15 protein-coding genes are annotated in these 13,620 nt (G+C 74.3%); 9 read left to right on the top strand and 6 right to left on the bottom strand.

Going from position 1 to position 13,620, the window contains the following annotated elements; translation table 11 throughout:
* The first annotated feature begins 129 nt into the window (after nucleotides 1-129).
* The 3 genes from NR112_RS05170 (at nucleotide 130) to NR112_RS05160 (ending at nucleotide 3,777) form a co-directional block, all read left to right on the top strand.
* Nucleotides 130-531, top strand: coding sequence for a PPOX class F420-dependent oxidoreductase (locus NR112_RS05170; RefSeq protein ID WP_256792923.1), 402 nt, complete (start codon nucleotides 130-132; stop codon nucleotides 529-531).
* Between the two features lie 79 nt (nucleotides 532-610).
* Nucleotides 611-2,596, top strand: coding sequence for a hypothetical protein (locus tag NR112_RS05165; protein WP_256792922.1), 1,986 nt, complete (start codon nucleotides 611-613; stop codon nucleotides 2,594-2,596).
* Nucleotides 2,593-3,777 (top strand): NAD-dependent epimerase/dehydratase family protein, encoded by a 1,185-nt coding sequence (locus NR112_RS05160; protein WP_256792920.1) that lies wholly within the window; start codon nucleotides 2,593-2,595, stop codon nucleotides 3,775-3,777. The genes NR112_RS05165 and NR112_RS05160 overlap by 4 nt, the downstream gene beginning before the upstream one ends.
* Here the strand turns inward: NR112_RS05160 and NR112_RS05155 are convergent.
* From NR112_RS05155 to NR112_RS05135, 5 genes are read right to left on the bottom strand one after another with little or no spacing between them, the layout of a single operon-like run.
* Nucleotides 3,716-4,510, bottom strand: coding sequence for a hypothetical protein (locus NR112_RS05155; protein ID WP_256792919.1), 795 nt, complete (start codon nucleotides 4,508-4,510; stop codon nucleotides 3,716-3,718). The genes NR112_RS05160 and NR112_RS05155 overlap by 62 nt on opposite strands.
* A gap of 11 nt (nucleotides 4,511-4,521) precedes the next feature.
* Nucleotides 4,522-5,481: a hypothetical protein gene (locus NR112_RS05150; protein WP_256792918.1), complete on the bottom strand. Its 960-nt coding sequence runs from the start codon at nucleotides 5,479-5,481 to the stop codon at nucleotides 4,522-4,524.
* Entirely contained in the window at nucleotides 5,478-6,179 is a 702-nt protein-coding gene (locus NR112_RS05145) for a hypothetical protein (protein WP_256792917.1), read from the bottom strand. Before NR112_RS05145 ends, NR112_RS05150 begins: the two co-directional genes overlap by 4 nt.
* Before the next feature lie 9 nt (nucleotides 6,180-6,188).
* Nucleotides 6,189-6,635, bottom strand: coding sequence for a hypothetical protein (locus tag NR112_RS05140; RefSeq protein ID WP_256792916.1), 447 nt, complete (start codon nucleotides 6,633-6,635; stop codon nucleotides 6,189-6,191).
* On the bottom strand, nucleotides 6,635-7,930 hold the full coding sequence (locus NR112_RS05135; RefSeq protein ID WP_256792915.1) for a hypothetical protein: 1,296 nt from the start codon (nucleotides 7,928-7,930) through the stop codon (nucleotides 6,635-6,637). The genes NR112_RS05140 and NR112_RS05135 overlap by 1 nt, the downstream gene beginning before the upstream one ends.
* Nucleotides 7,931-8,052: 122 nt before the next feature.
* Here NR112_RS05135 and NR112_RS05130 point away from each other — a divergent pair, with 122 nt between their 5' ends.
* The 6 genes from NR112_RS05130 (at nucleotide 8,053) to NR112_RS05105 (ending at nucleotide 13,019) form a co-directional block, all read left to right on the top strand.
* A complete protein-coding gene (locus NR112_RS05130; protein WP_256792914.1) occupies nucleotides 8,053-8,868 on the top strand; it encodes a UbiA family prenyltransferase in 816 nt (271 codons plus the stop codon).
* A gap of 82 nt (nucleotides 8,869-8,950) precedes the next feature.
* Nucleotides 8,951-10,021, top strand: a complete 1,071-nt coding sequence (locus tag NR112_RS05125; protein WP_256792913.1) for a 3-oxoacyl-[acyl-carrier-protein] synthase III C-terminal domain-containing protein — start codon at nucleotides 8,951-8,953, stop codon at nucleotides 10,019-10,021.
* 12 nt (nucleotides 10,022-10,033) lie between these two features.
* Nucleotides 10,034-10,585 (top strand): isoprenylcysteine carboxyl methyltransferase family protein, encoded by a 552-nt coding sequence (locus NR112_RS05120; protein WP_256792912.1) that lies wholly within the window; start codon nucleotides 10,034-10,036, stop codon nucleotides 10,583-10,585.
* Nucleotides 10,582-11,697, top strand: coding sequence for an NAD(P)/FAD-dependent oxidoreductase (locus tag NR112_RS05115; protein WP_256792911.1), 1,116 nt, complete (start codon nucleotides 10,582-10,584; stop codon nucleotides 11,695-11,697). Before NR112_RS05120 ends, NR112_RS05115 begins: the two co-directional genes overlap by 4 nt.
* Nucleotides 11,694-12,314 carry an isopentenyl-diphosphate Delta-isomerase gene (gene idi, locus NR112_RS05110; RefSeq protein WP_374511536.1) on the top strand — a complete coding sequence of 207 codons (621 nt, stop codon included), beginning with the start codon at nucleotides 11,694-11,696 and terminating at the stop codon, nucleotides 12,312-12,314. Before NR112_RS05115 ends, idi begins: the two co-directional genes overlap by 4 nt.
* Nucleotides 12,315-12,323: 9 nt before the next feature.
* Nucleotides 12,324-13,019, top strand: coding sequence for a phosphodiesterase (locus NR112_RS05105; protein WP_256792910.1), 696 nt, complete (start codon nucleotides 12,324-12,326; stop codon nucleotides 13,017-13,019).
* 21 nt (nucleotides 13,020-13,040) lie between these two features.
* On the opposite strand, the gene NR112_RS05100 is transcribed toward NR112_RS05105, so the two are convergent.
* Nucleotides 13,041-13,487 (bottom strand): hypothetical protein, encoded by a 447-nt coding sequence (locus tag NR112_RS05100; RefSeq protein ID WP_256792909.1) that lies wholly within the window; start codon nucleotides 13,485-13,487, stop codon nucleotides 13,041-13,043.
* Nucleotides 13,488-13,620 lie beyond the last annotated feature (133 nt).

The raw sequence follows: 13,620 nt of genomic DNA, 5'->3' as shown, positions 1-13,620 counted from the left end.
ATCGGTCAGGGGATGACTCGGCTCCGCGGCAGCAGGACGAAGGGGCCGTGAGTCACGGGGTGACCCAATGCACAGCGTGGCGACCGGGGCCCCCGCTCGCGGCGCGGCCGGAGCGGGTACGTCGTGCCCATGACCCAGGCGCCCACGCTCCACAATCTCGGCGGCGAACGCTTCGTGCTGCTGACGACCTACCGCCGCAACGGCGAGCCGGTCCCGACCCCCGTGTGGGTGCTGCCCGACGCCGGCGCCGCGATCGTCAGCACTCCTGAGGGTGCCGGCAAGCTCAAGCGCCTGCGCAACGACCCGCGCGTCACGCTCCAGCCGTGCGACCGTCGCGGCAACGTCAAGCCCGACGCGCCCGTCGTCGAGGGCCGCGCCGAGATCATCCGCGACTCGGCCGCCTCCGAGGCCGTGAACCGCCGGCTCAGCCGCAAGTACGGTGTCGAGTTCCGCATCTTCATGGCCATCGAGTGGGTCGTGCGTCGCGGCAACAGCACCCGCGTCGTCGTCCGGATCGTCCCGACCCCCTGACGCGCAACCGGCAAGGAACCCTCGGCCCTTTCCGGCCGATTCTGACTGGGCTGGACGCGGCGCTGGTTTCATAGGAGGCATGTGGCCCGCCGGCCTCGCCGAAACGTCTGACCCTCCGGACGCCATCGTCGTCCGAGGACGTGACCCCGCGCTCCTCGCAGCAGCGGTGCGCCGGGTGCTGCCGCCGTCGCCCCTACCGGGCACGGCGGTCGTCCTCGTTCGGCTCTCACCGCCGACCCCGGTGTCGGCGACCGTCGTGCACGTCGTCGTCGACGTGCTCGTGGAGGCGGGGTGCGAGGTGGCCGTCGCGGGCCTGCTGACGAGCCGGGACCGCGACCGCGGGCACCGCGAGGTGGGGGCGCTCGCGCACGCTGCGGGCCTCACCGGCACCACGGATCGGGGACGGTCGTATGCCGTCATCGACCTCGCCGAGGACCTCGTTCCCTCACCGGCCCCCGGGACCAGCGCCCTCGAGGCGCAGCCGGTCTCGAGGGCGTGGCTGACCGCCGGCACCCGCGTCGTCGTCGGCCGTGCCGTCACCGACCTCGTCGACACGTATGCCGGGTGCCTCGACGCGCTGCTCCGTGCCGCCCCGGAGGTCGCCGGGTGCGAGCCCGCTGACGTGGCCGTCGAGGTGGTCCGGCACCTCGGCCCGCACCTCGCGCTGCTCGACGCCCTCTCGACGAGCGGCGGCGCCGACGGTGGCCGCCTCCCGGACGTGACGGAAACGGACACCGTCGTCGTCGCGCGCGATCCGGTGCTGGCGGACATCACGCTCGCGGGCCTGCTCGGGGTCGACCCGTCGAGCTCGTCGCTGGTCAAGGGAGCCGTGGCAGCGATCGGGGCGCCGTCCGGGACGCTGGAGGGCGACCATCGGCCCTTCCGCGGGGTCGCCCGCGCCCACCCGCTGGCCGTCAGGGCAGTCCGTCGGGTGGCTCGGGACGTTCGCCTGGCTCGGGTCCTCAGCGCGGCGACAGGCGGCCCGGATGCCGGGTCGGTCCGGGCCGACCCCGTGCTCGCGGCCCTGCGGCCGGTCGTGACCGAGGCGGTCCGGGCCGCCACCGACCCCGTCGGACAGGCCGGCCTCGTGGCCCTGCTCGGTCTGGCCGCGACACTGGCCGCGGGCGGCGAGACCTGGGCCGCGACGATGGACAAGTCACGGGTCGAGCGGCGGGTCGTCTCCCTCGGTTTCGACCCCGGCGTGCACTCCGCTGCGGACTACGACGGGCTCCCCGAGGAGCTCGCCCGCGTCGACGCGGTCATCGACCGGCTGCCGATGTCGGACGACCCCGACGCCCTGCGGTGGTGCCTCGTGAACGGGGCGACCCTCTTCGAGGTCCGCCGGCTCGTCCCGGGCGACTTCGACGCGTGGGTCGAGCGTGTCGACGTCGCCGAGGGCATCAGCCTCATGGCCGACTACATCGGCGGCCGGCGCGTGCTCGTCGGGGATGCCGTGCCAGCCGAGGGGGGAGGCGACGCACGACAGCGTCAGGCCGAGCGCAACCTCTACCTGCCGCAGCCGAACTACCTGGCCGCGTGGGGCGGCGAGCCCATCGACGTCTGCAAGATCGAGCTCGTCGAACGCGGCCCGGACCGCCACCGGCTGCTGTGGCGGACCGTCTCGAGCCCCAACGGTTCGGCCGTGCACGACGACGGCACCCTCACCTTCGACCGTGCCGGTGGGTCCGGCACCATGGTGACCATCCGGGGCCGGCAGCTCTTCACGCTGCCCACGGCGCTCGAGGCGGTCGACCTACCCTCGGTGCCCGAGCTGCACCGGCCCCTCCTCGAGGAGGCCTACCGCCGCTTCTTCACCTCGACCTTCGACAACCTCGAGGCCTGCTTCGAGGGCCGCGAGCATCGCATCGGCCGTCCGCCGCCCGACCCGTCCGAGCCCCTGCTCACCGAGTCGGTGCGGATGCTCGTCGACGCCCTCACCTCTCGCATCGGCAGCGGCGACGGTGGAGGAAGGGGCGGCGCCCAACCGGCCGGCGCGCCCGACCCCGCTCTCGACCAGCACGGCTTCCGGCACGTGCGTGGCACCCGGGCCGGGGCGGCGCCGTGAGGGTGGCGGTCACCGGTGCCACCGGTCTGGTCGGCCACCACGTCGTCGCGGCCGCGGTGACCCGTGGCCACGACGTGGTGGCCGTGACCCGCCCCGGGCGCCGGCCGCCCCAGCGGTTGCTCGCCCTCGGCACGGTGGGCCAGGCGCGCGCGACCCTGACCGACGCGACCTCCCTCACCCGTGCCTTCGAGGGCGTGGACGCCGTGGTGCACTGCGCCGCCATCTACTCCTACGACTCCGCCGCCACGGCCCACCTCACCGACGTCAACGTCACCGGGACCCGGGCCGTCCTCGAGGCGGCGGCTGCTGCCGGTGCCACTCGGGTCGTCGTGACGAGCTCCGCGGTGACCCGCGGATCGAGCCTGCAACCACTGCCCCGCGACGAGAGCCACCACCTCGGCACCGAACCGGCCCCCGCCTACTACGCGAGCAAGGTCCTGCAGGAGCAGGTAGCCCTCGAGGTCGCCGAGCGCACCGGGCTCGAGGTGGTGCTCGCCCTGCCGACCGTCGTCCTCGGCGGACCGTACGACCGGCTGGGCCCGAGCAATGCCATCGTGCTGCGCTACCTCCTCGACGCCACCCGCAGCACGTTCCCCGGCGGCTGCAACGTCGTCGATGCCCGCGACGTCGGCGCGGGTCACGTGACACTGCTCGAACGCGGTCTGCCGGGCGAGCGTTACCTCATCGGTGGGGAGGACGTCTCGTGGCACACGCTGCACGGCCTCGTCGCGGACCTGGCCGGCGTCGGTCGGCCGGTGTTCGAGCTTCCCGCCGCAGCGGCCTGGCTGGCGGCCGGTGCCAGCGAGGCCTGGGGTCTGCTCACGTCGACGCCTCCGCTGTCGACCCGCGAGGAGGCGACGACGGTCGGGCGCTACTACTGGTACGCCTCGGACCGGGCCCGCGAGATCGGGTATGCCGCCCGCCCAGCCCGTGAGGCCGTGGCCGGCTCTCTCGCGTGGCTGGCCGTCGGACCCGACCTGCCCCGGGTCGTGCGGGAGTCGCTGCGCCTCGCTCCGGCGGTGCGGGCGGCCCGTCCGCTCGAGCCCCGGCCGCTCACGGAGGTCGCGCCCGACGCAGGGCCACGGTCGGACGGCCATGGGTCGACGTCGGGCCGAACCGTCACTCCTCGACGACGACCACCACGTCCAGCTCCGCCTCGACGCCGCCCGTCACCTGGATGACGCCCGTGTAGCGCTCACCCGGACGCACCACGTCAGGGGCGAGGTCGACCTCGAGCAGGACGTCGTGCTCGGAGCCCGCCGGGATCGTGACGCCCTCGGGATCGAGCCGCAGCCCGAGCTCGACGTGCCGACCCGTGTCGGGCTGCAGCGCGCCGGCCGACAGCAGGACCTTGCGGGCCCGAGGGTGCGCGTTGGACAGCGTGATGGTGCCGGTCGCCGTCTCTCCCGGTCGCCCGCGCAGCGTCACCCGGGCTCGCCGGCTGCCGTCCCCGGCCCCCTGCGCCCCGGCCCCGTCGCCCTCCGAAGCCGGACCGGTGACGACGACGTCGGCGGGATCGTCGCCATCATCGCGACCGTCACGGTGGGCCCGGTGGGCCCGGTGCGGTGCCGGGCCGGCCGCGGGTCGTCGCCCCGGCTCGGCCCGGGTGGCCGCCCGCGTCGCGGACCGGGTGTCGGAGATGACCCGGGCCATGCTCCGGCTGCCGATGGCGACGAGGCTGCCGGCCACGTCGAGGCCGAGCTCACCCACGTCCTTCCAGTAGCGGGCGCCCTCACGGCTCACCGCCTCCATCCACGCCCGCCCCGCGGCGGTCGGGTCCACCTCGGACGCGAGCGTGGCACGGCCCAGCTCGATCGACTGGCGGGCGAGGCTGGCCTGCGCCGACCAGGCATCGCGCGCCAGCTCGGTGATCCTCGCCAGCATCTCGTCCTGGCTCCTCGAGTTCGACGACATCGCGCGCCTCCTCAGCAGCAGCCGCAGTCGCAGCCGGCCTCGACCGGATGGCACGGCGCCGGGCTCACGACCACGGCGACCCGGAGGGGCCGTGAGCAGCCCTCGAAGCGCACGTCGGCATAGGCGGACGCGCACGCGTCGAGGTCGCCGGGCATCCGGCCCTGACCCATCCCCACATGCGTGTCGAGGTGGATGTCGGAGCCGCCCTTCCCATCGCTCGGGCCGTTCGCGTCGGAGCCCCCTCCGGTGCCGCCCGTGCCATTGCCATTGCCGTTGCCGTCGCCGGGCTTGCCCCCACCGTCGCCCGTGGTCGTGACGCCGATGACAAGACGCACGATGCGGTCCTCGCACGGCGCGAGGGTCACCTGCTCCTCCTCGAGCACCGCGACGACCGCGAGGTCGGTGCCGCTGCCGAGGTGCCAAGGACCGACAGCGAGGGTGACCGGGCGCTCGCGACGCCACGAGTTGTGCAGGGCCAGCGGGACGATGCGCCGCTCGCCGACGCGGGTGTGGACCACGACGTCGGCGTCGGGGACGCAGCAGGAGCAGGCACCCCCACAGCCGCACGTCGAGCTGCCGTGGGCCTCGCCCCGCTCCTCGCAGCCGCAGCCGCCACCGCAGCCGCCACCACAGCCGCACCCGTAGCCGTCGTGGTCCTTCCCATGGCGCCTGTGGTCGTGATCGTCGTGCCAGTGCTCGTGGTCGTGTCGTTCGTCGTGGTGCGGACCGTCGTGGCGCCCGTGGTGGTGCCCGTGGTGGTGCCCGTGGTCGTGCCCGTGGGCAGGCCGGGAGCGCTGCTGGCCCCACGCCGGCCACGCGGTCCACGCGGAGCCGGACGGAGCACTGCCGCCACCCGTGAACGGCGCGGCGACCTCGTCCCAGAGCGACTGGGACGCGTCGGACCACTGCTGGACGGCATCGACCCAGCCGTTGCGCAACGTGGTGAAAAGGTCAGGCGTTGAGGTGCTCATGTTTCCGACTCCGATCGGTCTCGCGGAAGGATGACGACGTCCAGGTCGGCGGTGCCGACGGGGACGGAGGCGGTGTGCCGCCGTGCGGCCTCGAGCCCGGCGGGGACCTCGAGACGAGCGGCCAGCGTGACGGTCTCGCCGGGCTCGACGACCACAGGGGCGTCGAGCGTGAGGACGACGTCGGGGCCCGGGTCCGGCCCACCGTCGTCGGTGCGGGCCATCGTGACCGCGGCCAGCGGCATACGCACGTTGCCGGTGTTGGTGACGACGAGGGCCACGTCCTGGCTCCCCTCGACCGCGAGGACGCGGCGCGGGCTCAGCTCGAGCGAGAAGTGGGGGGCCACCTCGACGACGACGCGGTGGCGCACGCCGCCGAGCTCCATCTCGGCCTCGTGACGACCGGGTGGGGTGGTGGCAGGCAGGGGCACGACGACCGGGACCTCGACGGTCCGGCCCGCCCGGATGACGGCGCTCGCCGCGCCGGTCACGGCTTCGCCGTCGAGGTGCAGCGTGGGGCGCCGGACGACGAGCCGGTCGGCGGTGAGGTTCTCGACCGTCACGGTGGTCGTGAGCCGGCCCGGCGGTCCCGCGAGCACCACGGCGTCGTCGGGCTTGGTTGCAGGACGTCGTCGGCGGGGTGGCCGGCTCTCGGTCGAGGGGGACTTCGCGGCGGTCGGCTTGCGACGTGGGGTCGGCATGGCCACACCTCAGAGGTCGATGACGACGGGGCCGCCGGGGACCGGGCGCACGTGCGTCGAGGTGCGGCCGCGCACGGTGACGCCGAAGACCTCGAGGCCCAGCACCGACCAGCTCCACTGCTGCTCGTAGGGCGTCGACACCTCCGTCGCGGGCGGTGGCGCCAGCTCGAGACGCACGCACGAGTCCACGGCGACGGGCCGCAGGTCGACCACGGCCGCCGAGTCGATCTTCGAGGCGGTGTCCAGCGTGGACGTCGAGTCCAGCTTGGCGGTCGAGTCGACGGTCGAGGTCGTCGTCACCGGGGCGAGCGCGACGCTGGAGTCGGTGTGCACGGTGTTGTCGCCGGCAAGGGTCAGCTTCATGTCGTCGAGCCCGGCGAGCTGGCTCGTGACGTCGGCCATGACGTCGCTGTTGACGCTCCCGCTCAGAGCGGTGTCGATCGAGTAGGTGGCCATCAGAGCTCTCCTGCCTGGGCTGTGCGCTGCGGGTGGGACGTGCTGTCGGGTCCGTCCCGGCTGTCCGGGCTCTCCGGCGTGTCGGGGCTGACGAGGTAGGAGTGGTGGAAGCCGAGTCGGGGGTCGGACCAGTCCGACAGGCCGGCGTCGATCTCGCCGAGCTCCGGCATGACGATGCGGTCGCGCAGCTCCAGCGACGGGTAGTCGTAGACGCTGATGTGGTTCTGCCCCCGGTTGGCCGTGAAGAGCAGCGTCTGGTCGGCCGAGAGCTGGCACGCGTAGATGCCGTCGATGAGCGAGCCGCGGCTGACGCGGAACGACTCGGCGAAGAGGTTGGCGTTGCTGACGACGTTGGCCCGCATGAAGGACTCCGCGAGCGTGTTGAGCGACTGGCGCGGGTAGGCCCACGACTCGAGGCTCCCGGGGTGCTCGTCCACGAGGCGGTGGTGGGTCATCGTCTCGAGGTCGACGAGGACGACCGTGTGGCTGCCCCCGGTGCAGAAGATGAGCTCGGTGTCCGAGATCGTGACGTCGGAGTTGATGTGCGCCGGCACGTCGCGGTCGGCGACCCAGTGGCGTAGCACCTGGCCCTGCTCGGCGTCGATCTCGAACGCGTACTGCCGCAGCCACGCCATGCCCCAGTGCGCGTAGTCGCTCCGGTCAGCCGGGTGCACGCGGAAGGAGACGGCGTAGAAGACGTCGAGCACCGGGTGGCACACGACGTGCCAGCAGGTCGTCGGCAGCGTCAGGGTGCGGACCTCGCCCGAGACCGTGTCGAGGATGCCGACCTCGCGCGCCTCGCCGCGGGAGGGGTGGTCCATGCCGCCGTAGACGATGTATCGCCCCGACGCCGTCCGCTTCATCGCGTGCGGGACCTTGAGGCCGTGCGGGGCGACGACCTCCGCCTTGGTGAGCCGGTTGACGTCGAAGCGCCAGAGGTGCTCGCCGATCGCCGTGACGAACTGGGTGTCGTCGAGCCACACGAGGTGGGTGCTGCCCTTGATCGTCGTGTCGGGCACCTCGAAGCGCAGCGTCGAGACCCGGTCGACCTCCTCGAGCGTGGCGAGGTCGTAGAACAGCAGGTGCTGACCGGTGTTGCCGAGGAAGCCCACCCGCCGGCTCGGGTCGACGCTCGGCGCGTGGCCCCCGGAGGCCCCGTGGAAGTAGCTGACCTTGTAGGAGTGGTCGCCGGTCACGGGGTCGTAGCGGAAGAGGCACACGCCAGCCCGCCCCTCGAGGCCGTTCAGGCCGTTCCCGTCGAGGGCGACGTGGAACGCGTAGGGGTACTCACGCATCGGCAGCCCCGACTGCTTCGGTTCCGCGGGTCCGGCGCACGGTCGTCACGCCGACTCCTCAGGCTAGCGCCGGGCCGTGGCGCCCTGCCGGGAAACGGGGATTCGCGCCGTAGGCTCGGCGGGTGCCGGCCGGGCGAGGGAGAGCGACGCTGCAGGGTCTGGCGCTCGCGTGCCACCCCGGGCCCACGCTCGCCGTCACGGTCCTCACGGCCCTGCTCGCGTGGTCGGCGGGGCACACGCTCGAGCGCGGTCTGCTCGTGACCGCAGCGGTCCTCACGGGCCAGCTCTCCATCGGCTGGAGCAACGACCTGCTCGACGCCGCCCGGGACCGGGCCGTCGGCCGCGCCGACAAGCCGATCGCACGCGGCGTCGTGTCGGAGCGGACGGTGCGCGTCGCCACCGGGGTCGCGCTCGCCGCCTGCACCGTCCTGTCGCTCGCGTGCGGCCTCGCCTCCGGGCTCGTCCACCTCCTGCTGGGCGTCGCGTCGGGGTGGGCCTACAACCTCTGGTTCAAGCGGTCCGTGCTCTCCCCGCTGCCGTATGCCATCGCCTTCGGCGCGCTGCCCGCCGTCGTGACGCTCGCGCTCCCCGCGCCCGTGTGGCCGGCGGCCTGGGTCATGGTGACGGGCGCGCTCCTCGGCGTCGGGGCGCACCTGCTCAACGCCCTGCCGGACCTCGCCGACGACGAGGCCACGGGGGTCAAGGGACTGCCGCAGCGGCTGGGCGCACGGACCGTGCGCTGGCTGGCCCCCGTCGTGCTGCTCGCGGGGACCGTCGTGGCGGCCTCCGGCCCCGGCCTGGATGCCGCGGGCGTCCTGGTGCTCGGCGTCTGTGGGGCGCTCGCCGCCGTCGCGGTCCTCGCACGGGGCCGGCTCCCCTTCGTGGCCGCCATCGGCATCGCGCTCGTCAATGTCGTGGCCCTCGTCGCTCGTCGCTGAGATGGCAGGTGCCAGCGCCAGGGACGCAAGGGTGTCCAGCGTCAGGACCTCGTCGGGCCACGGGCCACCTAGGGTGGGCAGGGTGAGCCACCTAGCGGCCGTCCGCGGCGTCCTGCCCGAGCACAGCTACGCGCAGGCCGAGGTCACGGCTGCCTTCGCCGACGTGCTCGGCTCCACCGGCTCCGACCGAGCGCTCCTCGAGCGGTTCCACGCCAACGCCGGGGTGAGCCAGCGTCACCTCGCCCTGCCCCTCGAGCGCTACTGGCAGCTCGCCGACTTCGGGGCGGCCAACGACGAGTTCATCCGGGTCGCCACCGAGCTCGGCTCACACGCCGTCTCCAAGGCGCTCGCGGCGTGCGGTCTCACCCCGCAGGACGTCGATCTCATCATGTCGACGACGATCACCGGCCTCGCCGTCCCGTCGATCGAGGCCCGCGTCGCCGCCGAGATCGGCCTGCGCGACGACGTGAAGCGCGTCCCGCTCGTCGGGCTCGGGTGCGTCGCCGGCGCCGCCGGTGTGGCCCGCGTGCACGACCACCTCGTCGGCCACCCCGCCGACGTCGCGGTGCTCCTCTCGGTCGAGCTGTGCAGCCTCACCGTCCAGCGCGACGACCGGTCGACCGCGAACCTCGTCGCCAGCGGCCTCTTCGGCGACGGGGCCGCCGCGGTCGTCATGGTGGGGGCCGACCGCGCCGCGGCGCTCGCGCCCGACCAGCCGCGCGTCGTCGCCACCCGGAGCCGGCTCTACCCCGGCACCGAGCGCGCCATGGGCTGGGACGTCGGCGCGACAGGACTGCGCATCGTCCTCGGCGCCGAGGTCCCCGACCTCGTGCGCGAGAACGTCCGCGACGACGTCGACCGTTTCCTCGCGGGCCAGGGCCTGACCCGCGCCGACATCGGCTGGTGGGTCGCCCACCCCGGCGGCCCCAAGGTCCTCGAGGCGATGCAGGAGGCCCTCGAGGTGGAGCGCGAGGCACTCGGCGTCACGTGGAGCTCGCTCGACCGCATCGGCAACCTCAGCTCCGCCTCCGTGCTCCACGTGCTCGCCGACACCCTCGCGGACCACACCCCCGCGCCCGGCTCGTGGGGCGTGCTCATGGCGATGGGCCCCGGCTTCTGCCTCGAGCTCGTCCTGCTCCGCGCGGCCGACTGACAGGAGTGGCCGATGACGTCCCAGTGGCTCTTCACCGGCCTCGTCCTGCTCGTCGGCCTCGAGCGCCTCGCCGAGCTCGTCGTGTCGAAACGCCATGCGGCGTGGGCGTTCTCGCGCGGTGGCGTCGAGCGCGGCCAGTCGCACTACCCCGTCATGGTCGTGCTCCACACCGGGCTGCTCGTCGGCGCCGTCGCGGAGGTGTGGCTCGCCGACCGCCCGCTGGTCCCGGCCCTCGCCTGGATCATGCTCGCGCTCGTCGTGGCCAGCCAGGCCCTGCGCTGGTGGTGCATCACGACCCTCGGCAACCAGTGGAACACGCGCGTCATCGTCGTGCCGGGGCTCGCGCTCGTCCGCCGAGGGCCCTACGGCGTCATCCCCCACCCGAACTACGTCGCCGTCGTCGTCGAGGGCTTCGCCCTGCCGCTCGTGCACACCGCCTGGGTCACGGCGCTCGTCTTCACCGTCGCCAACGCAGCCCTGCTCGCCGTCCGCATCCGCGTCGAGAACGCCGCCCTCCGCGAGATCGCCTCGCCCGCAGACGCTCCCAGCGGGGCCGCCCCGTGAGCGTCGACGTCATCGTCATCGGCGGCGGGCCCGTCGGTCTCGCCACGGCGTTGTATGCCGTCCGCTCCGGCCTGTCACCCGTTGTCCTCGAGCCGCGGGCCGGCTCCATCGACAAGGCCTGCGGCGAGGGTCTGATGCCCGGCGGTCTCCAGGCGCTCGCCGGCCTGGGGGTCGACCCGGACGGACACGACCTCCGCGGCATCCGCTACGTCGCCCGGGGCCGGGTCGCGGAGGCGGACTTCACGGCCGGCCCCGGCCGCGGCATCCGGCGAACCACCCTGCACGCCGCCCTGAGCGAGGCCGTCGCTGCCGCCGGCGTCGAGGTGCTCCCGTTCGGCGCGACCGAGGTGACGCAGGACGACACCGGCGTGACCGTGCGCACCGACGACTCGGGCGATGACGGGCCGACACTCACCGCGCCGTGGGCCATCGCCGCCGACGGACTGCACTCGCCGACCCGCCGCTCGCTCGGGCTCGACCGCGACCACACCACCGTCCGCCGCCTCCCCAGCGGGAGCGGAGGCGTCGCTCGGACCGCCGACGCGCGTCCCCTGCGCCGCTACGGGCTGCGCCAGCACTACGGCATACGCCCCTGGGGAGACCACGTCGAGGTGCACTGGGGCGCTCACGGGGAGGCGTACGTGACGCCCGTCGCCGACGACCTCGTCGGGGTGGCGGTGCTCAGCAAGCAGCGAAACCCCTTGTCCGAGAGTCTCGCCGAGTTCCCGGAGCTGCGCGATCGCCTCGACGGGGCACCGGTGGTGACGTCGGTGCGCGGCGCGGGACCGCTGCGCCAGCGCACGACGCGCCGCGTCGCGGGCCGCGTCCTGCTCGCGGGGGACGCGAGCGGCTACGTCGACGCCCTGACGGGAGAGGGCATCTCCCTCGGCCTCGCCCACGCGCGGGCGGCGGTCGCGGCGGTCGTCGCTGACGACCCGCAGTCCTACGAGCGGTCGTGGCGTGCGGCCACCCGGCGCTACACGCTGCTCACCCACGCGCTCGTCCAGGTCACGCGACCGGCCTGGACCCGGCGGCTGCTCGTCCCCGCCGCCGCGACCCTGCCCCCGGTCTTCCGCGGGGCGGTCAACGAGCTCGCGAGGCCGGGTCGGTGACCGTCGTGATGCGGGACGCTGCCGAGGAGCTCGTCGTCCTCGTCTCCCCGGACGGTGAGGCGATCGGCACGGCGCCCAAGGCGACGGTCCACCATGCCGACACCCCGCTCCACCTCGCCTTCTCCGTCTACCTCCTCGACGACGCCGGCTCCCTGCTCGTGACGCAGCGCGCCCTCGCCAAGGCGACCTTCCCCGGCGTCTGGACCAACTCCGCCTGCGGACACCCGGCGCCCGGTGAGCCCGTCGAGGACGCCGTGCGGCGCCGCGCCCGGGACGAGCTCGGCCTCGACGTGCACGGCCTGCGCCTCGTGCTGCCCCGCTTCTCCTACCGCGCCGAGATGGACGGCGTCGTCGAGTGGGAGCTCTGCCCGGTCCTCGTGGGCCAGGTCAGCGGGGTCGCACCCCGGCCCGGCCTCGACCCGGCCGAGGTCGAGGCTGCCGAGTGGGTGCCGTGGCGCGAGTTCGCCGCCGACGTCAGGTCCGGGCGGCGCGACGTGTCGACGTGGTGCCGGGAGCAGGTGGCCGAGCTGGCCGCCCTCGGCCCCGAGCCGGCGGACTGGCCCACCGGCGCCGCCGCCGCCCTCCCACCAGCGATGTCCTCCCGCTCGACTGGGTAGGTGGACCTCGTGACCGCCACCCCCCTCGCGCGACCCGCTCCGCCCCGGATGCCCACCCCTCCCGAGCGTGCTGCCGGCGTCGTGCTCGCCGCAGGACTCGGGCTCGTCGCGTGGGCCTCCGGACGCAAGCCCCTTCATGCCGTCGGGAGGACCTGGGACGCCGAGCTGCGCATCGACGAGCCGGCCGCACACGTGGGGGTCCCGCTGCTCGTCGACCGCGGCGTGCACCCGTGCACGGCGCGGGTCTCCCGCGCCATGAGCACGAGGCCCGGTTGGTGGGACATCGGTGGCCTCGCGGTGCGTCTGCCCGCGGCCGGGACCTCCGGCGGGCCCGCCGACCTGCTCCTCGCCACGACCGGGACCGGACGGGTCAGCCGTTACGTCCTGCGTCCCGTCCGGCGGGCCACGGGACGACCGCTGACGACGCTGCTGCCGACGAGGTCGGGGGAGCACTCGCTCGCCCTGCTCGCGAGACCGATCGGCGACGAGGCCGTGGCGCGCGAGTTCGAGCTGGCCGTCTCCCTCGACGGCGGCCCCTGGCGAGCCGTCGGCCTCCTGCAGCTGCTCCGCGAGCAGGCTGACGCCGCCACGCGGTTCGACCCGGTCGTCAACGAGCTCGCCGGCACCACCCCGCCGGCCTGGGTCGTCGCCCTGCGCGAGCCCGCCTATCGGTGGGCCCGACGGCTCGGTCGGCGGCACGCCTGACCCTGCCCCGTGGGGCAGGGGTCAGTTGACGAGCACCTGGTCGGCGAGCGCCTCGAGCGCCGCGGTCTCGCACCCGGCGGCAAGGGCCTCCTGGGTGGCCTGACGAGCGGCGACGAGCGGGTCGGGCCTGAGGGCCGCGATGACGGCGGCGACGGCACGCGCCTCGATGCACTCGTCGTACAGGCGCATCCGGTCGAGGTTGCACGTGCTGGGGTGGGTCCCGAGGTGGGCCTCACAGGCGGAGTCGAGGTCGCGTTCGAGGTCCCACAGGGCCACGACGTCCTCGATCTCCGGATAGTGCTCGAGACCGCCGCGAGCGACCTCGAGCGCGTTCCGGTCGTGCACTCGGGCGACCGTGCACGCGAGGCGGGCGACACGGAAGGCGAACCGCCGGGCGTCACCACGTTCGGCGCCCGCGATGCGCGCGGCGAGGGCGGGAGCCACCGCCTCGACCGGGTCCAGCTTCACAGGCAACTCCTCGACGGTCAGGGGCGCGGCGGCAGAAACAGCCCACGGGGCCATACCCGCTCCCGTGCCCGCACACCCGGTCGGCGGCCGCTGGTCCGGAAGGTGGGCGCCCGGGCCGGCACGAACACCGCAC

Source organism: Terrabacter sp. Ter38 (assembly GCF_024519435.1).
GTDB lineage: Bacteria > Actinomycetota > Actinomycetes > Actinomycetales > Dermatophilaceae > Terrabacter.
The sequence above is the reverse complement of the archived record's forward strand: the minus strand, read 5'-3'. Positions and strand labels throughout refer to the sequence as shown.

Coding starts and splice junctions, on each gene's coding strand:
- NR112_RS05170 (WP_256792923.1), top strand. CDS start 130: ATGACCCAGGCGCCCACGCTCCACAATCTCGGCGGCGAACGCTTCGTG.
- NR112_RS05165 (WP_256792922.1), top strand. CDS start 611: ATGTGGCCCGCCGGCCTCGCCGAAACGTCTGACCCTCCGGACGCCATC.
- NR112_RS05155 (WP_256792919.1), bottom strand. CDS start 4,510: ATGTCGTCGAACTCGAGGAGCCAGGACGAGATGCTGGCGAGGATCACC.
- NR112_RS05150 (WP_256792918.1), bottom strand. CDS start 5,481: ATGAGCACCTCAACGCCTGACCTTTTCACCACGTTGCGCAACGGCTGG.
- NR112_RS05145 (WP_256792917.1), bottom strand. CDS start 6,179: ATGCCGACCCCACGTCGCAAGCCGACCGCCGCGAAGTCCCCCTCGACC.
- NR112_RS05140 (WP_256792916.1), bottom strand. CDS start 6,635: ATGGCCACCTACTCGATCGACACCGCTCTGAGCGGGAGCGTCAACAGC.
- NR112_RS05135 (WP_256792915.1), bottom strand. CDS start 7,930: ATGCGTGAGTACCCCTACGCGTTCCACGTCGCCCTCGACGGGAACGGC.
- NR112_RS05120 (WP_256792912.1), top strand. CDS start 10,034: ATGACGTCCCAGTGGCTCTTCACCGGCCTCGTCCTGCTCGTCGGCCTC.